This window comes from Streptomyces sp. NPDC043861 (assembly GCF_056435905.1).
Map to the genome: position 1 here is coordinate 317540 of NZ_JBWKDP010000004.1, position 24327 is coordinate 341866.

A 24327-nucleotide genomic window follows, 5' to 3' on the forward strand; every position below is an offset into this window, starting at 1 on the left:
GGGTACGGCCCCGCCAGTGCGACGCCGCTGCGGGGCTGAGCCCCGCGTCCCCTGCGGCTCGCGGCCGCACGCCTTGCTGCCCCCTGCCTCGCTGCCCGGCAGGCACACGGTCAGTGCCCGAGGGCACCGACTCGGTGCCGGACGGCCCCCGCGGCCGTCGGCCGTGCGGCTGCGGCGGGTTGCACAGCGCAGCCGTGGATGCACCCAGAGCAGTGATCAGATCCGGCCACAAGGGCGACTGATCACACAGCGTTCCGGCTTGATTGCGCCCATGAAGCGATCTCCTGCGGTCGATTACAGTGCTGCGCACAAGTGAGGAGGGATGCCGCGTGACCACAGCAGCCACAGCCGTCTGGGGCCGTGCCGAACAGCAGGACTTCCGGGCCCGGGTACGCGGCTGCCTGCTCGGCGCCGCCATCGGGGACGCGTTCGGTGCCGGAGTCGCGGAGCTGACCGTCGAGGACATTCGCGCCGCCCACGGCGCCGACGGTGTCGGCGACCTCGTGCCCGCGTACGGCCGCCGTGGCGCGGTGACTGCCGCGACGCAGTTGACCCTGTTCACCGTCGACGGGCTGATACGCGCCCAGGTCAGACGGGACACCGGCGCCTGGCACCCGCCGACCGATGTGCACCGCGCCTATCTGCGCTGGGCGGCGACCCAGCGGGACTGGGGCCCCGACGAGCGTCGCAAGGACAACGGCTGGCTCGCCCGCGAGGAGTGGCTCTACGCCCGCCGCGATCCCGACCAGGCCACCGTCACCGGACTCGCCGACGAGGCGCTCGGCACCCTCGACAGGCCCAAGAACCCCACCGCCCGCGACGCCGGAGCCGTCGTGCGCTCGGCGCCCTTCGGGCTGCTGGTGGGCTGGGAGCCGCAACTGGTCTGCCAGCTCGCCGTCGAATGCGCGGCGCAGACCCACGGCCACCCCACCGCGTATCTCTCGGCGGGCGCGTTCGCCGTGATCGTGCACGGGCTTGCGCGGGGCGAGACGGTCGACGGCTCCGTCCAGCGTGCCCTCGCCCTGCTCGCGCCGCGGCCGGGCCACCAGCCGGTCACCGACGCGCTGAAGCAGTCGCTCGGCGCGGTGCGCCAGGGCATCCCGAGCCCGGCCCGGATCGCCACGCTCGGCAGCACTCGGAACGCCGAGGACGCGCTCGCGATCGCCGTGTACTGCACCCTCGTCAGCGAGGACGTCCGCCACGGCCTGCGCCTTGCCGTGAACCACGACGGTGCTTCGCACACCACCGGCACCCTCTGCGGCGCGCTGCTCGGCGCCCTCCACGGCGAGACCGCCCTCCCTCCGGCCTGGCTGGCGGAGCTGGAGGGCCGGGCCACGACCCTCGAACTCGCCGACGACTTCGCCATGGAGATGACCCAGGGGCCCGCCCTGCACGGACCGGCGGCCTCGGCCCCCGGCTGGCTGCTGCGCTATCCGCGAGGCTGACCCCCCTGTCATCCGCACCCCATGAGCGCCATGGGGCTATCGCATCAGCTCGCCCGCATTGACCAGCAGCGACTGCCCAGTGATCGCCCGTGCCCGGTCCGAAGCGAGGAACGTCACCGCCTCCGCCACGTCGCCGTCCGTTGCCAGCTCGGGCAGGGCCATCCGTTCGGTCAGCCGGGCGAGCACCTCGGATTCCGGCAGCCCCTCGGTGTGCGCGGTGAACTGTACGTACGCCTCGACCGGCGGCCCCCACATCCAGCCGGGCAGTACGGTGTTGACCCTGATCCGGTAGGGGCCGAGCTCATGCGCCAGGGAGTACATCGCGGACGTCAGCGCGCCTTTGGACGCCGCGTAGGCGGCCTGTCGCACCTGTGACGGGGCGGCCACCGACGACTGAGTGCCGATGATGACGACCGAGCCGCCCCGCTCCTTCAGCGCCGGCAGGCAGGCGCGGGTCATCCTCAGGGTCCCCAGCAGATTGACGTCGACGACCTGCTGCCAGGTCGTGAAGTCGGCGTCCTCCAGACCCCCGAAGTAGCTGTCCCAGGCGGCGACATGGACGACCGCATCGATCCGGCCGAAGCGCTCGGTGGCGAGCGCAGCCAGCGCCTCGCACTGGCTCTCGTCGGTGATGTCGGTGGTGCGGTGCGCGATGTGCTCTCCCGCCGGGTCGATCCCGGCGGCGCATTTGGCGAGATTCGCCTCGGTGCGCGCCCCGAGGACGGCGTTGCCCCCGTCCCGTACGACGGCCGCGGCGACCTGGTGTCCGAGGCCGGCACCGACGCCGGACACGATGACGGTCTTTCCCTGCAGCAGCATCTCGGCGCCTCCCGGCACTGGCGATCAATCTGACGGAGCGTCAGAGTAGGTCCGTCCATCGGAGGAAGGAAGGGGAGCGTCGTGAGTGAGGACACCCGGTCCGAGGTGTACGCGGAACTGGCGGCCGTGGGCCCCTACGGAGTCCACCCCGGACATGCGCTGATCACCATGGTCGAGCCGCATGCCGGCCATGAGTACGCGTACAACCGGTGGTACGAGGACGATCACTACTACGCGGGCGCGATGGCGATGCCGTGGATGTTCGCGGGCCGGCGCTGGGTCGCGACCAGGGAACTGCAACTCCTGCGCTACCCAGAGAAGTCGGCGGTGGCGCAGCCGGTGACGGCCGGGTGCTACATCTCCACGTACTGGATCACCGAAGGGCGCTACGACGAGCACATGAAGTGGACGGTCGGCATCAACAAGCGGCTCAACCGCGACGCCCGCGTCCATCAGGAACGCACCCATGTCTTCACGGCCTTCCAGGACCACGTTGGCACCGTCTACCGGGACGGCGCGGCCGGACCACGCGACCGCCACGCGCTCGACCACCCCTACGCCGGCCTGGTCGTCGAGGTCATCGACACGGACGGTCCGGAGCAGCGGGCCGAACTGCTGGAGTGGTTGAGGTCGCGGTACCTGCCGAAGCGGCTCTCCGCGAAGGGGAGGACCCCTGCGCCGGCGGCCATGGTGACGGCCTTCCGCCCGACGCCCCTGCCGCTGGACCGCATGTCGTACGTGAAGCAGGTCGAGGGCGTCGACACGCGGCTGACACTGCTCTGGTTCCTCGAGGAGGACCCCCGCGCCTGCTGGGAGGAGCACTTCGCGGACCTCGACGCGGGGGAGCTGGGGAGGGTGGAGCTGGTGGCGCCGTTCATCCCGACGGTTCCTGGGACGGACCGCTACGTGGACCAGCTGCGCTGACGTGGGCCGTGATCCGACACGACACGGGCATGGGTCCTCGGCCGACCCGTCCTGCCGTGGGTCCCGGGCTCCCGGCGGCATGGCCGAGCCCCCTCGGCCAGGACGGCGAGCCGGTCGAGAGGGCTTGATCTAGGTTGCGTTGCCAGGCGGTCGGTACGTGGCTCCAGTCACGCGTCTTCGTGGCCGAAGCCGAGCACGAATGCCGACCAGGTCTCTGCGGCGAAGCCGAGAGCGGGGCGCTGAGGAGCCTTTGAATCGCGGACTGCGATGGTGCAGAGACCCTGCGCCTTGACCTCCACACAATCGCCGTTGACGGCCGAGTACGAAGACTTGGTCCATTCCGTCAGCGCGCCTTGCCGAATCAGCATAGTGACTCCGATGGTTGTGCCATGTGTACAGGTTTGCCATGAGCTGCTGTCGCCAACGGCTCTGAAGCCGACGCTACGCTGCAACATCTCTCGTGGCGGCGGGCGTTCACCCATCCGGATGGCATATTCCATCGAGGTCTATTCAGTAGACGTTCCTTCGGTGTATCTTGCCCGACCCTCTTGGTTGGTCAGGCGCTGAAACTCTCGCCCACTCGAAGGATGAAATCCCGCGACTGCTCGGCGCTGAGGGCCTTGGCGCGCAGATGCTCGTACATCACGGCGTAGCTCTGAACGTCATTGGGCTTCTCCAGATAGAGGTCGCTGGTCACGCCCTCCAGGTAGACAACGCTGGCGTCCATTGCGTCCTGGAACTCGAGGATCGCGAATTTGCCGTACATGCCGGGGTGCGCACCGACGTCGTAGGGCAGTACCTGCAAAGTCACATGCGGCTGCTCGCTCAACTGGGCGAGATGTGTGAGCTGATCCGTCATGATCTGCTCGTTGCCGACCACGCGCCGGAGCAGGGCCTCGTCGATCACGGCCCAGAACCGAAGCGGATTGACCGGGTCGGAGAGGCGGTCCTGGCGCTTGAGCCGGATCTGGATGCGCTTGTCGATCTCGCTGGGTGTGGCTTCGGGCCACATCCCCTCGATGACGGCCTGTGCGTACTCGCGCGTCTGAAGCAGGCCGGGGACGATCAGTGATTCGTACACGCGCAGACTCGCCGCGTCGGTCTCCAGACCGATGTAGACGCTGTAAGGGATGTCGCCGAAGGCGTGCCACCAGCCCTGCTGGCGGGAGTCCTTGGCCATCTGCATCAGTGAGTCGACGACCCGGTGGTCCTCGACCTCGTACACCCCGCAGAGATCGCGGACGTCGCGCTGGCTGATCGAACGGCGGCCGTTCTCCAGGCGACTGATCTTGGACTGGGAGACGAGCAGGCGCTCCGCCACCTCCTCCGCGGTCATGCCCTTGAGTTCGCGGAGTCGGCGCAGCTCCTGGCCCAAACGGCGGCGCCTGACGGTGGGGTTGACGTTGGACGCCACGGGAACTGCACCTCCGGCTGCGGGAATTCCATTCGTTGCTGTGTGTATCTACGTCTCAGCAGACTGCCACCAATGATGCGGCCTGCGCTGGAAAACGACGACACGCGCAACAAGGCGAACGCGCGGGGTAGTCGAATTGACTGCCCCGCGCGTTCTGTGCGGCTCCCGAACCGGGTCTTGTGCGCGTGTTGTTCCGCCGGCCGCAGCCGATCCCTTTCGACTAGTGCACGGCTGCGCGGGCCATGCTTCCGCGGTGTGGCACCGGGACGGCCGGCTGGCGGCTGCCGGCCGTGGGGTTGCGGCGCGGCTGTGCGGCCACACCGTTCTGGACGTCCATCACGGCGTGCGCCACGAGTCCGCCCATGGGGTCGTGCCTGATCAGGTCCCGGAGCCGGGAGCGCGACGAGCGCCCTTCGTTCCCCGGGTAGAGGTGCTTGCCGAGGCCGACCGCGTGGGCCAGTGCGGCGAGCGCCGCGGTCCGCGGGTCCGGTGGTACGCCGGTGCGGATCGCACTGTCCAGCCGGGCCCTGATTTCCCGGCTGATTGCCGTGTCCGTCGCCTGATAGCGAGTCGTCGGCAGCACCCCGCACATCTGGCCCGCCACGGCATGGACCATGCCGCACCGCTCCAGATGCGAAAGGTAGGTCTGGCGCAGCCCCAGTCGGGGCCCGCCGATCCAGTGGACGGCCCGGACCGGGCTGCCGCGCCTGCGCAGCAGTTCCAGTGCGGAGTCCAGAGTCGGATCTCCAGTCGGCCGTGGCATCACCACGGCGATACGATCCCCGTCAGGGGCTATCCGTCCCGCCAGTGCCAGCTCCACTAGCTGTGCTCCGGCCAGGCCGAGGTCGAGCGACTGCGGCTGCGCTGTGGTACCCGTGGTCGGGTCCAGAGCGAGCAGCAGAAGCTCTTCCGGAATTGTTCTGCGGCTCCTGCCCATCCATGCCTCCCCGCGTGGATGAATGACAGGGTGACGCCTCTCACATTGGTCTGTCGAGAGTGCCTGGGTGCTTCGTGCTGGAACCAGTAGGTATGTCGTTCTCGTCTTGCACGGGGGCCAAGGGCTCACACAGGACACTGGTAGATGGTTCGGACAGCGTTGTAAGTCGGCGCGCAGGCATGAGGAGGCACGGTGGCGGGCGAGTCCCCCGACAAGTCGGAGCAGCAGAAGTCGTCGGGGGAGACGGCTTCGAGCGAACGCGATCCGAGGCTTGCCGTGTTCCGTGCGGCGGCTGTGGTGCCGCAGCCGGAAGGGCGTGTCGACCAGCCGACGGCCGTGTTCAAGACACTGCCGTCACCCGCTGAACCGGACGCCGCCGAGTCGGCTTCCGGTTCCGCGTCCTCGTCCTCCGACCGATCCCCGTCCGCCGATTCGTCCTCGTCCTCCGATTCGTCCTCTTCCGCCGGTGAGCCCGATGACTCCGACGCCTCTTCGGGCGGCGAGGATGCGCGGCTGCGGGCAGCCGTTGCGGCCTGGGTCTCGAAGGACGCCGAGCCGGACGCCGCCGAGTCGGAAGCCGAGGCAGAGGCGGAGACGGACACCGGGGCGGACGCCGAGTCGGAAGCAGAGGCGGAGACGGACATCGAGCCGGACGCCGACGCGGACGAGAACGTGGGCACCGCCGCGACGGACGAGTCGGACGGGCCCGCGCCTGCGCAGGTTGCAGAGGTCGATGCCACGGATCCGGACGGCAGCGATGAGCCGGCCTCCGGCGACGAGCCCCCGTCTCAGGGCGAGGACGATGCGCCCGCCGATGGCACGGCGCGCGCCGCCGATGAGGCGTCCCCCGCGACGGACGCCGAAGCCGACGCCGACGACTCGTCCGAGGAAACCAGTGGTTCCGCGTCCGGAGGGCGGCCGTCCGCCGCTGCCGAGGATGACGACACCCCTGATGCTGCCGACAACTCGGCCGAGGGGAGCGACGAGTCGGCGAGCGACGAGCCCGGGAGCGACGAGCCCGGCGGCGCCGGTTCCGACGCCCCGAAGGGCGAGGCCGCGGACGCCGTCGACGCCCGCCCCGCGCCCGCCGCGACGAGTGCCAGGGTTCCCCGCTGGGCCGACCGCAAGGCTGGAGACCGGACCGAGGGCGAGGCCGAGTCCGACGCCAAGAGCGAGGACACGTCCGACGCCAGGAGCGACGGCCCGTCCGGCGGCAACGCCGACGCCAGGAGCGACGGCGGGTCCGGCAAGCGGGTCGACCAGCCGACCGCCGTGTTCCACACACGTCCTCGCCGGACCGTGGACCAGCCCACGACCGCATTCAAGATCACCCCGCCGGTCGCCCCCGGGCCGGACGCACAGCCCGCGCCCGGATCCGAGCCCGCGTCCAAGCCCGCGTCCAAGCCCGAGTCCCCGGCCGAGCGGACCAGCAAGTTCGTGCCGCTGCGCCGTGACGATGTGACGTCGGCGGCACGGCCTGCGCCGTCCGGGACGGCCGGAGCCCACAGGCCGTCGGTGACGCCAGAGGCACCCAAGGCACCCAGCACGCCCAAGGCGCCCGAACAGTCGGCGACTCCCGTGGCACTCACCGAGGCCGAGCGGACCAAGCAGCAGCCGCTCCCGCCCAGGCCCCCGCTCGATCTGCTCGCCGAGCTGACGAACACCCCGCCGCCGCCGCAGACCCCGGTCCGCACCCTGGTGCGGCGCGTCAAGATCTGGACGCCGCTGGCCGTTCTTCTCCTGATCGTCTTCGTGGTCGTCCAGATGGTGCGCCCGCTTCCGCAGCCCACGCTGTCGCTGACGGCCGTGCCGACGTTCTCGTTCGAGGGTGCCAAGCCGTCGATGCCGTGGCCCGCCGAGGGCCAGGCAGCCCTCGACGTCGAGGGCCTCGGCTCCTTCGGGTCCTTCGGCGAGCAGAAGCCCGCGCCGATCGCGAGTGTGGCGAAGGTGATGACCGCGTACATCATCCTGCGCGACCATCCGGTCAAGGAGGGCTCGGACGGAGCCCTGATCGAGATCGACCAGCAGGGTGAGGACGACGCCAAGTTGTCCTCCCAGGGCGAGTCGACGGTGGACGTCACCAAGGGGCAGAAGATCACCGAGAAAGAGGCCATCCAGGCGATCATGCTCGCCTCGGCGAACAACATCGCTCGACAGCTCGCCCGTTGGGACGCCGGTTCGGAGAAGGCCTTCGTCGAGAAGATGAACGCCACGGCCAAGGAACTCGGCATGGCCAACACCACCTACACGGACCCTTCCGGCCTGAACGCGACGACCGTGAGTACGGCCGAGGACCAGGTGAAGCTGGGCAAGAAGGCGATGCAGGACAAGCTGTTCCGCCAGGTGTCGAGGATGCCCGGTTACACGGACGTCAACGGCAAGGAGCAGCGGAACTGGAACCGTCTCGTTCCCGTCAACGGTGTCGTCGGTATCAAGACCGGTACCACCACGGCTGCCGGAGGGAACCTCCTCTTCGCCGCCACCAAGGAAGTCGACGGCACCACCCAGACGATCATCGGCGCGGTCCTGAGCCAGCCCCCGGCGGAGCGTGACAAATCGATCCTGACGGGTGCCCTGGACGCGGGCGACAAGCTGATGAAGGCGGCGCAGGAAGTCCTCGAGTCGAAGGTCGTGGTGAAGAAGGGCGACGTCGTCGGTGTCGTGGACGACAGCCTCGGTGGAAGGGTGCCGGTGGTCGCCACGAAGGACGTCTCCGCCGTCGGCTGGGCCGGACTCACCGTCCGGCTCGCGCTGGGCGACGGGGGCAAGGCCGTGCCGCACTCCGCCACCGCCGGAACCGTGATCGGCACCCTCACCGTGGGTGAAGGGTCCGACGGTGCCGTCTCGGTGCCCGTCGCGCTCCAGAGCGACCTGGCCGAGCCGGGCTTCGGCGCGAAGCTGCTGCGCCTCGGCTGACGGGTCCGCGAGCGCTCCGGGCCTGCGACGGCCCGTGGCCACGGTTCGCGGCGGCGGTTCGCGGCGGCGGTTCGTGCCGCGGATGCAGTACCGCGGGCCGGGCCGGGTGACGGAGAAGGGCGAGGGGTGCCTCGGGCAGGGCGAGGCAGCCCCCTGGCCCGATGCACCCGCCACCCGCCACCCGGCACCCGCCGACGGTGCGGCTGGTCCCGCGCGTGGGGCCGTCGTTCAGCGCCAGGGCCCCGGGGCCGTCGTCGTGGCCGTCCCCGCTCGCCCGTCTCCACGCTGCACCCGCGTCCCCGCCTCCACGCTGCACCCGTCTCCACGCTGCACCCGCGTCCCGGCAGCGGAGGTGTGCACCGGCCGCTCGGCCGCGCAGTGCCTCTCGGCCGGGACGAGCGAACCTCCCGGCTCCTCCCCGATGAGTGGCCCGGACCGTGGTCGCCCCGGCGGGAGTGCCACTGGGACGATCTCCAGCGCCGGCTTGCACTCGAAGACAGGAGCGAGGAGCGTGCTAGCGTCCCGGCAACGTCGCATCGCCGTGAAGCGTCCCTATGTGCATGGAAGGTCGGGCACGTTGGGACGGACCGGGAGAATCGAAGTGATCACCGCTGAGTCGACGCGGACGTATGCGGTCCAGGAGGCCGGACCACACGTTCGGCCCGACGGCCCGCGGCAGCGCGCCGGGCGCGTTCTCCGCCACCCCGTGGCCGTTGCCACGCTCCTCTCCGGCGTTCTCCATGTCGTCTGGGTCTTCGCCTTCGCGAACAGCGGCGGGGACCTGGCGGCTCAGGACGCCTGGGCCGAGTTCGTCGGCCGGCACCCCGATTCCGCGTACAACCTCGCCTGGTACGGCGGTATGCACCCGGTCTCGTACAGCGTGGTGTCCCCGTATCTGATGTCCGTACTCGGTGTGCGGACCACGATGATGGTCGCGGGCACCCTCTCCGCCGCTCTGACCGCGCTGGTCCTCAACCGCGTCCGCGCCGTCCGCAATCCCATGGCCTGTACGCTCGCCGCCGTCTTCGCGTTCCTGTGCAACGCGCTGTCCGGGCGGGTCACCTTCGGCCTCGGCATACTGTTCGCGCTGGGCGCGGTCGCCGCCGTGTTCTGCTGGCCCGGCCGCTGGCGGACGAAGCGCTGGATGAAGGCCGCCGTCGCCGCCCCGCTCGCCGGGCTCGCGACCGCGTCGAGCCCGGTGGCCGGACTGTTCCTGGGAGTCGTCGCCGCGGCGCTGTTCCTGAACAGGCGGCGCCCGGGCGCGTATGCGCTCGGCCTCCCCCCGGTCGTCGTCGTGGTGCTGTCGGCGTGGCTGTTCCCGTTCTCCGGTACGCAGCCGATGTCGGCGGCGTCGACCTCGCTGCCGTTGCTCTTCGGGCTCCTCGTCCTCGCCCTCGTGCCGAAGGAGTGGCGAACGGTCCGGGCCGCCGCCGCCGTGTACGCCGTCGGTACCGTCCTCACGTACCTCGTCGATTCCCAGATCGGCTCGAACGTCTCCCGTCTCCCCATGCTGTTCGCGGGTGTGGTTCTGCTCGCCGCGCTCCCGTACACCACCCCGCGCTCCCGCAAGTGGTACGCGGTCGTGCTCGCCTTCGTCGGGCTCAACGGGTGGATCGGCTTCAAGGGCGTCGACGACGTCGTCCGTACGGCGCCGGCCGCCTCCTGGACACGAGAGCTCGCCCCGCTCGTCAACGAGCTCCAGCAGGTCGGGGCCGAGAAGGGCCGCGTCGAGGTCGTCCCGGCCAGAAGTCACCGGGAGGCGTCGGCGCTTGCGCCGTACGTCAATCTCGCCCGCGGCTGGAACCGCCAGGCCGACATGGAGCGCAACCCGCTCTTCTACGACGACACACTCAGCGCCGACAGCTATCGCGCATGGCTGGACCGCTGGGCCGTGCACCATGTGGTGCTGCCCAAGGGCCGGCCGGACACGGGCGCCGATCAGGAGGCGGAGCTCGTCGGGCGCGGACTGCCGTATCTGAAGCGCGTCTGGTCGGACGCGCACTGGCAGCTCTTCGAGGTCCGCGACCCGATGCCGCTGGCCGACCCGCCGGCGACGGTGGACCGGGCGGGCGCGGGTGAACTGACCATCCATGTGCGCGCCGCGGGCCGGGTGCTGATCCGTATCCCCTACTCGCCCTGGCTCGGCCTCGTCGACGAGGAGGGGCGGGGCGTGGAGCAGCCGGAGGAGACGGCGGCGTCCCAGGCGCGGGAGGACGACGAGCCGCCGGTGTACGTGAATGTGGCCGGCTGTCTGACCAAGGCGGAGGAGGACGCGGAGGGCGACGAGTGGACGGAACTCATCGCCCCCCGGCCGGGTGTGTACCGGCTGGCTGCCCCGTACCAGCTTCCGCGGGGGACCCCCTGCCCGGAGGAGCTGAGCGGCGCGCGTCGCTGACCGGGGACGCCGGCTGTTGCCGCGGCCGGCCCGGCTCCCCAGGGCCCGGCTGACCGGGACCCGGCCGGCCCGGCCGCGGGCAGGCGGGCCGGCGCGCAGCGACCGCCCCGGCCGCCCGGGAGTCGCCCGGGCGGCCGGGGGAAACCAGCCGTCAGGCCACCGGGAAGGCGATGTCGCACACGTCGTCCGTGGCCGACGCCGCGTCCCAGTCGCCGAAGTACACCTCGCGACAGGGACCGGTGACGGTCAGGCCCTCGCGGGTGATGTAGTCCTCCACGGCGTCGAAGGCGGAGAGGATCTGCGGGTGGGCGACCTGGGCCTTGGTGATCCGGGTGTACACGAGTCGCTGCGCGGGCTCGACCCGGACCGCCGCGCCACCCCGGCCGTTCGCCGTCACCCAGGCCTCGGCCGCCCGCGCGTCGCCGACCGGGACACAGGCCTCGGCCGGGCCGTCGCTGTCCGGGCTCACCTCGGCGTAGTACGCCACGAACGGGGTCCCCGCGATACCCCCGCACTCCGTGGCCGCCGCCCGCGTCAGCCGGTCGAACGCCGCCGGGATCCAGCGGGGCAGTTCGTCGGCGAGAAGATGCCTGCGCTCGGCGAGCACCGTCTGCTCCGGTACATCGCACGTCCTGATCTCGTACATCGTGGGCCTCCTGCCCGAGAGTCGGTCACGGAGGTGGGCCACCAGGGTGGCCTGCCGGGCCCTGCGTTCGTCGACTTCCGCCCAGTACGCGGCCACGGCCTGCGCGCCCGCGGCCCCGGACATCTCCACCACTTCGGCGATCAGCGCGAGCGGCATGTCGATCTGGCGCAGCAGGGCGACGAGCCGGGCGCGTTCCACCTGCTCGGCGCGGTACCAGCGGTAGCCGGTCGTCTCGTCGACGTACGCGGGGGCGAGGAGCCCCAGCCGGTCGTAGAGACGCAGCGCCTTGGGCGACAGCCGGGCCCGGGCCGCGAAGGCCCCGATGGTCAGCAGCGAGTCGTCGTGCACGGTTCCATCCTCCGTCACCGGGCGGTGGGTTTCTCTGCTGTCCGCCCGGTACGAGGACGGTGAGCCCTGCCCCAGGGGCAAGGTCAAACCCGGCGGATCGATATCGCGTTGAAATGCACTGATGGCTGCCGATGCATGTGACACCGCGCCATAGTGACCCGCATGGTGTGTGAAAGGTGCGGGGGCACGCACAGGGGGGCCCTGCCGGGAATGGTGACCGACGCGTGCACGGTGGATGCAGCGCGGGCCGTACCGGGAGAGGCCGTCAGGAGAGAGAGGGAGCCGTTTCCCGGGCTCGGGACCATGCTCACGGCGGGAGCCGCGCTGGCCCTCGGCGGGCTGCTGCTCGGCTATGCGGTCCTGGCCGGCGGGGACGGCGGCGACGATGCCGTCGACGAGCCGCTGTCGGCGGTGGACGACCTCACGCTGGGCGGGCTGCCGGACCGGGTGGGCCCCACGTTCGTACCGCAGGACTCGCCGCCGCCGAGTGCGACGAGCCCCCGGCCCTCGCCCTCACCGACCCGCTCGGCCCGGCAGCCGAAGCCGTTCCACCCCGCCGCGCCGGGACCGCCGTCCACTGCACCCCGGCCGAGTCCGCCGCGCCCTGCCTACCGGGTATGGGCGGGTCCGGGCTGCCCGAACGGGGTGCGGACGTCCGGCGACTACTGGGACGGGAGCGACGGCTGGTACGAGGTCGCCTCCGGCGGCCACACCGGGGACGGGTGCGACGGGCGCTTCCTCGCGGTGCCGATGTCCGGGGACCCGGACAGGGACGGCGGGAGCACGGTGACATGGAACTGGCGGCCGGGTCCCGGTTACTCACAGTGCTCGGTGGCTGTCCACATCCCCTGGAGCCCGAGGGGGGAGGACGTCGCGGGCAGCCCGACGCGCTACAACATCCTGTCCGGCTCCGGCGGCTACGACAACGTCGTCATGTATTTCCGGATCGACCAGCGGAGCATGCGGGGCGGTGTCGTTGTCGTACCCGATCTCCCCGTCAGAGAAGGGCAGTTGACGATCCAGCTCGTGGACAGGGGGCAGCGCTGGGACGGCGGGTACCGCCACGCAGCGCATCATGCGGCGGCTCAGATACGGGCGGACTGCGTGGAATGACGGCATTCGCCCGGGTGTTCGCCGGGTGTTTGTGTGACTGTTCGTGTGTGCGTTCGGCCCTCGTGATGCTCGAGGGTGCTGCATAGTGAGCTTCTATGGCGTGCGAACGGTGCCGCAGCGAGCTGCACAACCCCCTGCCCGGTACGAGTTGCCCCGAATGCGGGTACGTGGTCCGGGACGACCCCGGCCGGGGCGCGTCATGGGTCGCCCGTGAGATGGTCACAGGCCGTGTCTGGGCGCTGACCCGTTTCCGCAGGAGTCTGCTGGCGGCAGGGGCCGTGGTCGTCCTCGGCTGCTTCGTCGCTGCCGCTGCGTTGATCACGGGATCCGACGCCGACGGCGACGCCCGTGACAGGGACGACGACAGTGTGGGCGGTGGCGCACCGATCCGCATCGGCCCGACACGGATCGGCCCCACCGCCCTGCCCGACCCGGAGGAAGGCCCGGCGGACTTCGCCCAGTGGGCGGGCCCGGGGTGTTCGACCGGCAGCTACCGTGAGGCCGGCCGCTTCGAGAACGGCCGCGCCGCCTGGTACACCGTGGCTTCCGGCGGGTGGAGCGACGCCTCCTGCGACGGCAGTTTTTCGGCCGTGCCCATGTCGGGCAGCACCGACCGCGACGCGGACTCCTCGGCATTCTGGAGCTGGACCCTCGACAAGAAGTACAAGCAGTGCTCGCTCGCCGTCTTCGTCCCCGGCACCAACCGCTCCTCGGACGTTGCCGGCAGCCCCACCCTCTACCGCGTCCTCGCCGACCCGGACGACCCGGGCTCGGGCTACACGGGCTTCGGTGTGCGTCAGATCGTCCACCGCGGGACCCTGGTCCCGGTCGGCAGCTACGCCGTCAAAGGCGGCACCAGCTTCGCCGTGCAGCTCGTCGACCGCGGCCGTGACTGGGGTACGGCGGGGGTGGTCGGGGCCCACCACGCGGCGGCCCAGATGAAGCTCACCTGCAAGGAGTGACGGCACGATGGACCGGCGGCCACACAACGCCGAGGAAGAGCACGCCCCTTGTCCGGTCGGAGCGGGATGACCGCGTCCGCTGGTCCCGGCCGAGCAGACCGTGCTGCATGTGCCGGCCAGGCGCGAGCGTGACGTCGACCAAGCCCTGTGTGTGCTGTGGACCGTGCCCCGCAGCAAACCGCTCCCGCCACCGAGATCTGCTGCGGCAGCAAAGTGGTGCGCCCCGCGAACTGTCCGCGGCCCTTCCGGGCGGGTCCGGCGCAGGGCCGGATCGGCGCAGGACCGGATCGGCTGGGACGACAGCCGCACCACAGACGCGTACGCCTGCCCGCGCGGCCTTCGCCGAGGCCGCGGCGAGCGGCTGGGGCCATGACGCACGCGGCATCCCGGTTCGCTGCGTCCGGCCGCCCAACTCCCCCTACGCTCCTGCCTCTACGCTTGAGGCCGCCGATTGATGGATGCCGAACAGCGAAGGAACGGAGCGTGCGTTGACGACGGGGGAAGCGAATGGCGGAGAGCTGATAGGCAAGGTCCTCGGGGGGCGATACCGGGTGACCTCCGTCGTCGGGCGCGGCGGTATGGGAGTGGTCGCCCGGGCGATGGACGAACTGCTGAACCGAGAGGTCGCCGTCAAGGTCCTGCGAGCCTTCACCGATGCCTCCGCAGCCGAACTGGCCGATCTGCGGACCCGGATGCAGCGGGAGGCGCAGGCCGCCGCGCGCATCCGGCACGGCGGCGTGGTCACCGTGCACGACGTGACCGAGGATCAGGGCCTGCCCGTCATCGTCATGGAACTCGTCGACGGGCCCTCGCTCGACGACCTGCTGACGGAGCGCGGCCCTCTGGAGCCGCACGAGGCAGCGGCGATCGGCGCAAAGCTGATGGACGCGCTCGACGCCGCGCACCGGGCAGGCGTACTGCATCGGGACGTCAAGCCCGCGAACGTGCTGCTGGAGGACGGTGGGAGGGTCGTTCTCACCGATTTCGGCATCGCCACCATGGAAGCCTCCGGCGACGACGCCATGGCCAAGTTGACCCGCAGCGGTCAGCTCGTCGGCTCGCTCGACTACCTGCCACCGGAGCGCGCGCAGGGCAGGGAGCCCGGTCCCGCGTCCGACATCTGGTCGCTCGGCATGACGCTGTACGCGGCGGTGGAGGGCACTTCGCCGTTCCGCCGCACTTCCGCGTGGTCCACGTTGTCGGCCATCGTCACCGAACCACTGCCGGAGCCCCGCCGGGCGGGACCGCTCACGCCGGTGCTCCAGGCGCTGATGGCGAAGGAACCGGAGGACCGGCCCACCGCAGACCACGCCCGCGGCATGCTCGAGCGCGTCGCCTCGGGCCGGACGGTGCACCTCGCGTCCGCCGCCCCGACTCCCCCTCCCCCGGTGGACCCCGGGGCTGCGGCCGCCGTCGCCCCGCCCCCCGGGTTCGGCCCCCCGCTGTTCCCCCAGCCCACCTCGCAGCCGCAGCCCCCGTATGCCGGCTACCCGGAGCCCAACGTGCCGCCGACGGTTCCGCCGTCCGGCACGCCGGTCGCGGGCCCCGCCGGAGTCCCCGCTCCCGAGACGAGCCGCTCCACAACCCGTCGTGCACGGCGCCGCAGCCGCACCCTCACCGCATCAGCGGCCGCCCTCCTGCTCCTCGCCGCAGGCGGAGGAATCACCTATGCCCTGACCGCCCAACAGGACGGCACCACCGCGGACGGCGCGCAGGCGACGCCGTTCGGCGCCGGCTCCCCGGCGGGCAGCCACCAGCCGGCGGAGGGCAGTACCCCGTCGTCCGCCGGTTCTCCGGGCGCGTCCTCGCAACCGTCTCCCTCGAAGGAGACGGACAGCCACGGGGACAAGGACGAGGAGGGGGACAAGGAGACAGGTCCCACGACGGCGCCCGGCAACGACGGTGACGAGCCGGACGCGGACTCGTCCACCGCCACGGAGACCAAGCCGAGTTCCACGGTGAAGGAGCCCACACCGGTGTCGACCGCTTGCAGCGGCTGGAGCCACCAGAACCGCAGCAACGGCTACGGCTACCTGACCGGCGACTACCACCTCTTCACCGGCCCGTACCGGGATTGTGGCTACGTGACCCTGGTGAAGTCCGGCGTGAAGATCTGGTACCACTGCTACGCCACCAATGCCCATGGCAACAAGTGGATCTACGCCCGTATCGAGGGCACGGACACCGAAGGCTGGATGTCCGGCAACCACCTCACCCGGGAGAGCGGCACACTGGTCCGCTGCTGAGGGTCTCGCGTAATCCCCGGCGGCGCACGACGAATCGTCGCGGCGTTCACGGTGCGCACTACGCGCACCTGCTCGGCCACCCCGACGACGTCGAGCTTCGCCGCCGACTGCCGACTCGACCGGAGAGCGTGTACGACCCCCGCAGTGAGCGGTACTTCAACTGCTCGCAGTGGTCAACGGCCGGCCAGTGGCGGAGAGTCCGGCGCGGGTGTGCGACTGGTCCGTCCAGGCTCTGCGCGTCCGGACGCAGCGATGACAGGGGGCGGTCGCAGGCCGGCAGGGGCCGGATACGGGTGGTGCGGGGCGAGAACGCCGCCCGCATATGCATGAGTTGGTGAATTCCCCCGCCGTGCTTCAGGTGGCCGCGGCGCTTGCGTCTCCCGCTCTCGTCCTTCGCCCGTGGTGCATGGGGGACGTTGCGGCGGTCGAGGCCTGAGCCGCTGGCCCAGCCTGTCCCACCGGACGCGGCGCCGCGCGCGGTGGGACAGGCTTGCCGATGCCTCAGGCCGTGCCGCGCTGGCCGCCCTGGTGGAAGTCGCAGTCGTGACCGGCGCTGAGGTAGCCGGCGCCGCTGTTGGAGTAGTTGTCCTCCACGCTGCCGCAGGCAGTCACCCACACGCTCGCGCCCTCGGGGATGTTCCACGGGTGTCTGGTGTCCGTGGTGTTGCATCCGGACGTATTGCGAACCGTCCGGTGATTCCATCCCTCTCCGGACTTGTACCACGTCAGCTGAGCCCAGACGGTGTCGCCGTCGCACTTGCCGTCGTAAATCAGGAAATTGTCGCCGTCGGCCACGAAGTACGCATAGCCGTCACCGTTGCTTGCGTTGGAAATAGGTGAGTTCGTGCCTGCGCTGGCGGACGTGGCGGTTCCGATGACCAGGCACGCTGCCGCAGCGGCGACAGCCGAAAGACGACCCCGGGATATTGCTTTCATCTCGGCAGTTTTCCGATCTGGAGGAAATCAAGGAGCGGCTGCGCATTAATCGCCTGAATCGGCGTATTGCGTAGCACACGATGTGTCCGCGTAGGCTCTCACGCGGGGCGCGTCGTGATCAAGGGAAATGCGTTGGTTCCTATTGCCGTTGCCGAGCATGCGTCACCGCGGCCCTGGCCCGGCGCGGATCACGCCGGCAGAGGCCGTGGGGCGCCCGACATGGTTCCGTTCGTTCGGATGCCTGACGCTGGGCCTGGACGGCGTTCTCGCGCACGATCGTTCAGGCAACGAGCAGGCGGAGGCCGAGCTCTGCCGCGTCGAGGGCGACGAGGTCGCGGTTGCGCTCGGCCCACCACCCTGAGGAAAGGTCGTCGCGGAGTCTGCTCACCGCCCGCTGCTCGGCCTCCGGCCCGACTCTGGTCCATACCGACACCGCGCGGCGCACATGTTCGTCCAGGTACGCCTCGGGCCGGCGCCAGTGGGCCTCGAAGAAGCCGTCAGCGCAGTCCCACGGGACGAGCACCGGCTCCATGCGGGCCCCGATCGCGCCGGCCAGCTGGTCCACCGAGGGCCGGCCCGCGACCAGGCCGGAGACCTCAGGCAGGTAGTCGCGGGTGAGCCAGAACCGGTGACGCCAGCCGGTGTCACTGGCGTCGTGCGTGAACACCACCACGCGCCGGGCCACGCGCCGCATCTCGCGCAGACCGGCGACCGGGTCCTGCCAGTGATGAACGGTGCTGAAGGCCATCGCGGCGTCGAAGGACTGGTCCTCGAAGGGGAGGCTCTCCGCACTGGCGGCCACGCACGGCGCCGCGCCCGCGGGACGCTGTGCCCGCATGACCGCCGACGGTTCCACCGCCGTGACGTCGCGGTCGGTGGGCTCGTAGGAGCCGGTGCCGGCCCCGACGTTGAGTACCGTCCGTGCGTCCCCCAGCGCATCCCAGATCCTCGCGGCGATCCGCGGCTCGGTGCGCCGCGTCGCTGGGTAGGCGGACCCGATGACTTCGTACAACTGCGCGCCGAACACTTTCAGTTGTTCCTCCGGTGCCGTCCTGTTCCCCATTGCCCGTGCCTCCAGTTCCCTGTCTATGGCCGTCACCATGGCAGCGGCGCGGTCGCGCTGTTCCAGCAGCAGGCCGCGCAGCCGGTGCAGGTGCGCGACCGCGTCGGTGGTCGGGTCGTCGACCAGATCCGCGATCTCGCGCAACCCGAAGCCCAGCCGCCGATAGGCGAGCACCTCCCGCAGTCGCTCCACGTCACCCGCCGAGTAGGCGCGGTACCCGGCCGCGGTCCGCGCGGACGACTGCACGAGGCCGATCTCGTCGTAGTGATGAAGCGTGCGGACGCTCACGCCGGCCAGTTCGGCCACACGTCCCACGGTCAGGTGCTCTTCCACGCCACCGACAATGCGACATGACGCCACGTGAGGGTCAAGCGCATCGCTCCAGGTGTGTGGCTTTGCAGGGGAGTTCCGAGTGCACATGGCCAACGACCGGGACCGGGCCATCGCCGACCGGCTCGGAGGATGATCCGCCCGAGCGGCGGGGGAGAGGAGTCGTAGCGGGCATCCGGCACGGTTTGTGGTGGACTGCGGCCGACTCCGGAATCGTGCAGCGGATTCACGTTTCGCAGTCAGCCCGGTTGGTGCGGGACGAGTAGGCATCGTCGCCACGCACCCGCCGCGGACGGACCGGCCCGACGCAGGCGCCATATAGCCTCCAATACGGCTGTGAATGGCGCGCTGTCGCTGCGATGTCCCGCAGTGGCCAACAGGGACTGCGGCCGCTGTCCCTGTTCGCAAGCCGGGCGGATCTTGATGGTGAAACGTCTCCGGGGACGGCCCATGCCATGGTCCTCCGGCTCGGCGGGGATTCCACCCGCCGGCTCCTTGTGGGCCTGCCCGTCGCGCCGGGCTTCCGCAGCATGCCAGCGAGCCCGGCAGATCGCGAAGTCGACGCCCACGTGCATGCGCTGAAGTCCCCAGTGACACTGGAGGCGACAGCTACTGGAAGTCATATCCATGGCCATGGATGACCTGGATAGTCCACCTAAAAGCGCTAATTACCGGTGTGAAAGAGGGCTAAAAGTTGAGTCGCTTCGACTCATGTCAATTGACCCCAAGACTCTCAGGCGGGAGCATCTGAGGACCAAAGAACTGCCCGGCCGCCGAGATCTTGGCGGAGCGCGACGGCCGGGCCTTGAGCGAAGGAACAACGAGTGCCCCTCGCATCCATTGTGGCCCCACCACTTGCAGCGGGAGTGCCCCTCACATCCGTGGGAGTGCCCCTCTCATCCGTTGTGGTTCTATCCCTTGCTGCGGCTGCAGCCATCCTGGCTTACCGCAACGAGAAGCTCGGGGCTGCATTCCTCGTCGGGGTAGGTGTACTAACAGCTCTCTACCTGCTCTTGGGCCCCACCCCGGCCGCAGATGAGGGAGCCACAACTCCAGAGATCTCAAACACAACAAGTGAGTCAGACGGGTCATCTGGGAAACCTGGGGCGAGCGTCAGCCCAACAGATCGCTCGCAGCATTGAGACGCAGATCAACTCGGGCAGCCCAGGCCAGAGCGAGGGATGCTCGCCTGTGGGTGCTGCCTGTCAGCGTTGTCAGGCAGCACGGCCCGGCCCAGAAACCACGCCATTTGCCAGACTCTCAGCTCGGGAAGCTGCGGGCGTTCGGGGGCGGTTCGGCGCTTGACTTGAGCGAATGACCGAGTGGCGGCCTCGTGGGGATCGGCTGGGTTCACCGCGGTTCCCCGCTGTTCCCCGCACGATCTGGTGCGGTTGTGGTGCGCGCGTGCTCATCTCCGCTTCGGCGGCGCCTATCGCTGCTGTGCTCTGTAGCGATTCATCAACGTAGTGATCCGGGCGGGTTTGCCTGGCCGTTGAGCTAGGCGGCCACGAGATCGTCAGGGCAGAACTCGTAAAGATCGCCCCACCACCTACGTCCTCGATTGTCCCAGATCTGGTATCCACCTGGTACGCCCCGGCCCACGTAGCGTCTCCTGCTCACAGCCCCCTGTTTCCGGCACCGCTCGTGCCGTGCTACAACGACTCGTTCCCGATGCGTGACCATACGTGTGCTGCGGCCGACCGGCGAGAGAGCATGCATCTGCCGAGCTACACGCTTTCCAACTGTGTTGGTGGGCCTTGGGCTGAGTACATGGACGTTCACCTGCGTTCATGGTCCGCTGGCCACAGGTGCAGGGACGGCTTCGGGTCTCGCCTGAACGACCGTGAACGGGGCTCAATGAGACGGAAACTGAGACGGCCCGCTGATGGTCCTAGAGCTGGCCTCGCCACCATGGAACGTCCAGGATGTCAGCCGGGATGACCTTGGCCCTTGCCAGAATCTTCCCGTCGAGGGCCCGCACGAGGGCCCGCAACTCACGCGCGCTCTTCCTGGGCAGCGCGTGAAACACGACTTCGAGGTGCTCACGGAAGCCGACGCCGTAGCACCCGCACTCGGGGATGCCGCAGTCGAGACCTGTGAGCGGGTCTACAAGTTGTCTGAGGGGACCATGGGCATAGGCGTGCCAGTGCCAGAACGCTTCTTCTGTGGCTTCGGGCCAGAAGCGGGTCCGCTCGAGCCGACGCAGGTCAGCTGTGCAAGATCCTGAAAGACGGTCAATGAACGGGTACCGTCGCTGCGTCAGGTAACGGACAGGGACGTCGCCCCGCATGGCTGATGGGCGCCTACGCGGCATGGACCCTTCGGTTGTCGGTCATGGGGGCAAGCTACAGAACCGCGGGTCAGGAGGCCACCGCGTATCCGGTGGCCGAAGCCCTGAGTTTGGGAATCACCGTGCTTCGGACGGCTGTTGGGGGTCTGAACAGCAGCGGGTGCCGGGGCCAACCCTAGAGCCCGCCCTGGCACCGGCTGTTGACCGTGGTTCACCGACTCGTCGGGCACGGAGACCTTTTGATCCGTAGAGGTCGTAAAAGGATCTTGTTAAGGTGCCCTGGTCGAACGTGATCGATGTGCTGATTCGGCCGTTCGTGGTGTGTGACGACTCGGTCGTGGATCGTGGACGACGACTCTTCCGTATCGAGTTCACCGCATGAGGACGCCACCGGACGTCCCGCCCGGTAGCGATCTCACCGCCTGAACCAGGCATCACGACCCGGGCTCCCCGCCGCGCCGCGCGCACCGCGGTGAGCCCGGAAGGCTCGAACCCGGCAGGCGGTCCCGGGCGTGAACGACGGAGGCAGGACATGGAAGCAGGCGCGCTGCCGCTTCCGGCGATGTGCATCCCGCCGCTGCGCTGGATCGGATGCGCCAGGCGGCCGCGAAGCAGCGTGCGGGGGCGTCCTGGGACGAGAAAGGCCACGTCTTTACCAGTCGCACCGGCCGCCCGGTCGAGCCGCGCAATGTGTACCGCTCCTTCACCCGCGTCGCCGACTCCGCCGGCCTCCGCGTCGTCCGGCTGCACGATGCCCGGCACGGCTGCGCGACGCTGCTCACCGCGGCTGGGGTCGCGCCTCGCGTCGTGATGGAGATACTCGGGCACAGCCAGATCAGCATCACCATGGACGTCTGCACGCACGTCGTCCACGACACGCAGCGCGAAGCGATCAGCCACATGGACCGGCTGCTCAAGAGGCGTCCCGGCCGTGATTGACCGCCCGCGTTGATGTCAGAAGTAGATGTCAAAGGCCCCGGACCATGATCGGTCCGGGGCCTTTTGTCTTGTGCCCCCGGCAGGATTCGAACCTGCGACACCCGCTTTAGGAGAGCGGTGCTCTATCCCCTGAGCTACGAAGGCAGGGATTTGCCGGACAACGTGCCTGAAACCGTTGATCGACAGGTCGGCGCCTGACCCGTGCGGGCTGGGTCACCGTCGGACAGTGTAGCGGGTGGTGCTTGATCGCGATCGAATACGGACGGTAGGTGGGGCCTTACTCGGTCGGTCCGCCTCCGAGGCGGTTGATCACGGCCCGGACGACGGGACTGTGCGCAGGCCGGACGCGTCGGCATGCGGCGTGGGGAGCGGCCACGGGCCGGGGCCCGGGCGGAGGCAGGATGCCGGAAGAACCGCACCGCACCCCAGGGGGGCGTCGAACCGGTGGAGCGGGAGGACCCGCGAGCGGCCGACCGGGAGCCTGCCGGCCCCACGGGGTACTGGACCTCGGAACGGATCACGGCGGCCCGCCGATCCGCCCGAAGGGACCGGCCCGCGGTCGCTCGACCCTGGGACGGCACGCGTGCTCGACCCCGGTCGGAGCGGGCCGCCCGACCCGGTGCCGCATGATGGCCGGCCGGCGTCTGGCTCGTGCAGGTCGAGGACCAGGGCCCGGGATGGTCCGGCGGGGGTCGGACGCGTGTCCGAGCGGATACGCGGGCATCGCACGCCGGTGCTCAACTGCTCTGCTGCAGGGGTACTTCCGTCCAACCCAGCGGGTGGACTCCCGCGTCCCCGGCCGTCACGGCAGGCTCGCCGCCTGCCTCGGTGAACGCGGTCAGTGCGTCGATCAGGGCGGAGCGCTGCTCGGGGGCGATGCGCTCCACGATCGAGGCGACTTCCTGTCGGCGCCTGGCGGTCACATCCTCGACGAGGGTGCGGCCCTCGTGCGTGAGCTGCAGCACGGTCTCTCTCCGGTTGGCCGGGTTCGTCTGCCGGTCTGCCAGGCCGGCCGCGATCAGCCGGTCGATCATGCGCATGGCCGTCGAGGGATTGACGCCGAGCCGGTCCGCGAGCACCACGAGCTTGGCCGGGCCATGGGTCGACAGCATCACGAGCAGCCGGAACTGGGCCAGGGTCACCCGGTCCTCGACGGCGGCCAGTGAACGAGCGGTGACTGCGACCAGCAGCCGGGACGCGGTCAGCACCGCGAGCGTCACCGCGTCGACGTCGTCAACGCTCTGCGGAGACTGAGCTTTGTCGTCCATACCCCTTTTCTACCGTGCTCCTGCGGAGCATCGTTTCGCGCCCCCGGTGGCTGCGGATGCTCTCGCGTCGGCGCCCGTCACGGCGCAGCAGGACCATGGCGGCGTCGCCGTGTGCCCGCGTCGTGCCGGACCGGATCCACATCTGCCGGGCCGGAGGAGCCGGCTCGGAACCGGATTCCCCGAGACCGGCCGCCCTGCGCGCGACGGGGAACGCCGGGAAGTTCGCGCGCTGCACCGTGACGACTCTCGGCGTTCGCTGAACGCCCCGGTCTTCCCATCCGTACCCATGGCTGCGTGCCGTGCCAGCCGCCACAACAGCTCCCGACGACATGAACAAACCGTTCTCCATGCCGAACCGGGAGGCATCATGCGTCCGAATCGACGCGCAGTACAACCAGCCGTCTCGACGCGGGCCATCGCGGTCATCGTCGCCGTATGCGCCGCCGTCGCAGCCGTTCTGATCGTGGTACGGAACAGTGATGACGAGGCCTCGGCCGCTCAGGCGCCGATCGGGGTCGCGGCACAGAACGGCTATGGCCATTCCACCAGCGCGGGTTCCGCGCATTCCTCCGGCGCCGGTGTCGGCACGACGACGTCCGGTGCCCAGGCCGCCCCCGCCGGGCCCCAGCCCGTGACCGAGGTCGACAAGACCTTCCTCGTGAAGGTGCGACAGGCCGGGCTGTGGGAGATTCCCGCGGGCAGGCTGGCGCAGACCCATGCCTCCAGCGAGGCCGTCAAGCGTGCCGGTCTGCATCTGCTGGACGGACACAGCAAGCTCGACCAACTGGTCCGCGAGGACGCCAAGATCCTGGGTGTTGCGCTTCCCGACGAGGCGACCGCCGAACAGCAGGGCTGGGTGAAGCAGATGGAGAACGCCCAGGGGGCGGAATTCGACCGCCTCTTCGCCAACCTCCTGCGTGCCTCGCACGGGAAGATCTTCGCCACGATCGCCGAGGTCAGGGGGGCAACCCAGAACGACCTCATCCGCCGCCACGCCCGCCAGGCCAACCAGACCGTCATGGATCACCTCGAAGTCCTGGAGGACACCGGTCTGGTGGATCCCGCGACGTTCGAGGATGTCGAGAAGGCCGTGACTGCGAAATAGGACCGAGGTTCCTGACGTGGTGTCAGTGACGGGCCCGGTGGCATGCATGCGCCTCCGGCTTCACCCCCGAACCGCGCGGCACGGTCGCCCGGGTCCGTCTCCGGGGCGCCTGGATCGGGAGCCGGCCGGCGTTCATCGGAGCCGTCGAGGCATCGAGCCTGGAACTCTCCTTTGCACTGTGCAATGCTTCGTGGCGAGGAGGGCTCGGCGGACGGCCGGTCCTTGCCTGGG

General features: G+C 70.0%; 16 protein-coding genes, 1 tRNA gene and 2 pseudogenes. 9 read left to right on the forward strand and 10 right to left on the reverse strand.

All coding sequences use genetic code 11. The features are described from left to right. Positions 1-329 precede the first annotated feature (329 nt). On the forward strand, positions 330-1445 hold the full coding sequence (locus AC068D_RS12290) for an ADP-ribosylglycohydrolase family protein (protein ID WP_478822907.1): 1116 nt from the start codon (positions 330-332) through the stop codon (positions 1443-1445). A 36-nt stretch (positions 1446-1481) separates the two neighbouring features. Here AC068D_RS12290 and AC068D_RS12295 read toward each other — a convergent pair whose 3' ends face one another. Continuing rightward, a complete protein-coding gene (locus AC068D_RS12295) occupies positions 1482-2264 on the reverse strand; it encodes an SDR family oxidoreductase (protein ID WP_478822908.1) in 783 nt (260 codons plus the stop codon). An 81-nt stretch (positions 2265-2345) separates the two neighbouring features. Between AC068D_RS12295 and AC068D_RS12300 the strand changes: the two genes are divergently transcribed. Then, entirely contained in the window at positions 2346-3188 is an 843-nt protein-coding gene (locus tag AC068D_RS12300; RefSeq protein ID WP_478822909.1) for a hypothetical protein, read from the forward strand. Positions 3189-3355: 167 nt separating this feature from the next. Here AC068D_RS12300 and AC068D_RS12305 read toward each other — a convergent pair whose 3' ends face one another. The 3 genes from AC068D_RS12305 to AC068D_RS12315 form a co-directional block, all read right to left on the reverse strand. Continuing rightward, positions 3356-3556: a DUF397 domain-containing protein gene (locus AC068D_RS12305; RefSeq protein ID WP_478822910.1), complete on the reverse strand. Its 201-nt coding sequence runs from the start codon at positions 3554-3556 to the stop codon at positions 3356-3358. Between the two features lie 188 nt (positions 3557-3744). Further along, a complete protein-coding gene (locus AC068D_RS12310) occupies positions 3745-4602 on the reverse strand; it encodes a helix-turn-helix domain-containing protein (RefSeq protein WP_478822911.1) in 858 nt (285 codons plus the stop codon). Between the two features lie 220 nt (positions 4603-4822). Continuing rightward, the gene (locus tag AC068D_RS12315) at positions 4823-5539 is read right to left on the reverse strand and encodes a GOLPH3/VPS74 family protein (protein WP_478822912.1); all 717 of its coding nucleotides are present in this window, start codon (positions 5537-5539) and stop codon (positions 4823-4825) included. 192 nt (positions 5540-5731) lie between these two features. Here AC068D_RS12315 and AC068D_RS12320 point away from each other — a divergent pair, with 192 nt between their 5' ends. Both AC068D_RS12320 and AC068D_RS12325 read left to right on the forward strand, forming a co-directional pair. Then, positions 5732-8455, forward strand: a complete 2724-nt coding sequence (locus AC068D_RS12320) for a D-alanyl-D-alanine carboxypeptidase family protein (protein ID WP_478822913.1) — start codon at positions 5732-5734, stop codon at positions 8453-8455. A 421-nt stretch (positions 8456-8876) separates the two neighbouring features. Further along, positions 8877-10850, forward strand: coding sequence for an MFS transporter (locus tag AC068D_RS12325; RefSeq protein ID WP_478822914.1), 1974 nt, complete (start codon positions 8877-8879; stop codon positions 10848-10850). 151 nt (positions 10851-11001) lie between these two features. Here the strand turns inward: AC068D_RS12325 and AC068D_RS12330 are convergent, their stop codons facing one another. Continuing rightward, positions 11002-11862, reverse strand: coding sequence for a MerR family transcriptional regulator (locus AC068D_RS12330; RefSeq protein WP_478822915.1), 861 nt, complete (start codon positions 11860-11862; stop codon positions 11002-11004). A 285-nt stretch (positions 11863-12147) separates the two neighbouring features. Between AC068D_RS12330 and AC068D_RS12335 the strand changes: the two genes are divergently transcribed. The 3 genes from AC068D_RS12335 to AC068D_RS12345 all read left to right on the forward strand — a co-directional run bounded on the left by AC068D_RS12335 (position 12148) and on the right by AC068D_RS12345 (position 16165). After that, the gene (locus tag AC068D_RS12335; RefSeq protein ID WP_478822916.1) at positions 12148-12957 is read left to right on the forward strand and encodes a hypothetical protein; all 810 of its coding nucleotides are present in this window, start codon (positions 12148-12150) and stop codon (positions 12955-12957) included. Between the two features lie 95 nt (positions 12958-13052). Beyond that, entirely contained in the window at positions 13053-13919 is an 867-nt protein-coding gene (locus AC068D_RS12340; protein WP_478822917.1) for an adhesin, read from the forward strand. A 488-nt stretch (positions 13920-14407) separates the two neighbouring features. Continuing rightward, on the forward strand, positions 14408-16165 hold the full coding sequence (locus tag AC068D_RS12345) for a serine/threonine-protein kinase (RefSeq protein WP_478822918.1): 1758 nt from the start codon (positions 14408-14410) through the stop codon (positions 16163-16165). Positions 16166-16666: 501 nt separating this feature from the next. On the opposite strand, the gene AC068D_RS12350 is transcribed toward AC068D_RS12345, so the two are convergent. From AC068D_RS12350 to AC068D_RS12360, 3 genes and pseudogenes are all read right to left on the reverse strand, one after another. Beyond that, positions 16667-17101 (reverse strand): hypothetical protein, encoded by a 435-nt coding sequence (locus AC068D_RS12350; RefSeq protein ID WP_478822919.1) that lies wholly within the window; start codon positions 17099-17101, stop codon positions 16667-16669. A 280-nt stretch (positions 17102-17381) separates the two neighbouring features. Next, complete coding sequence (locus AC068D_RS12355) at positions 17382-18470, reverse strand: MerR family transcriptional regulator (RefSeq protein ID WP_478823132.1); 1089 nt, start codon at positions 18468-18470, stop codon at positions 17382-17384. Between the two features lie 1453 nt (positions 18471-19923). Continuing rightward, positions 19924-20114 (reverse strand): annotated as a pseudogene (locus AC068D_RS12360) (hypothetical protein). Between the two features lie 1214 nt (positions 20115-21328). Here AC068D_RS12360 and AC068D_RS12365 point away from each other — a divergent pair. After that, positions 21329-21723, forward strand: a pseudogene (locus AC068D_RS12365) (tyrosine-type recombinase/integrase); the annotation flags it as partial. 71 nt (positions 21724-21794) lie between these two features. Here AC068D_RS12365 and AC068D_RS12370 read toward each other — a convergent pair. Next, a tRNA-Arg gene (locus AC068D_RS12370) sits at positions 21795-21867 on the reverse strand. Between the two features lie 593 nt (positions 21868-22460). Continuing rightward, on the reverse strand, positions 22461-22991 hold the full coding sequence (locus tag AC068D_RS12375) for a MarR family winged helix-turn-helix transcriptional regulator (RefSeq protein ID WP_478822920.1): 531 nt from the start codon (positions 22989-22991) through the stop codon (positions 22461-22463). Between the two features lie 367 nt (positions 22992-23358). Between AC068D_RS12375 and AC068D_RS12380 the strand changes: the two genes are divergently transcribed. Further along, entirely contained in the window at positions 23359-24096 is a 738-nt protein-coding gene (locus tag AC068D_RS12380; protein ID WP_478822921.1) for a DUF4142 domain-containing protein, read from the forward strand. The last annotated feature ends 231 nt before the right edge of the window (positions 24097-24327 follow it).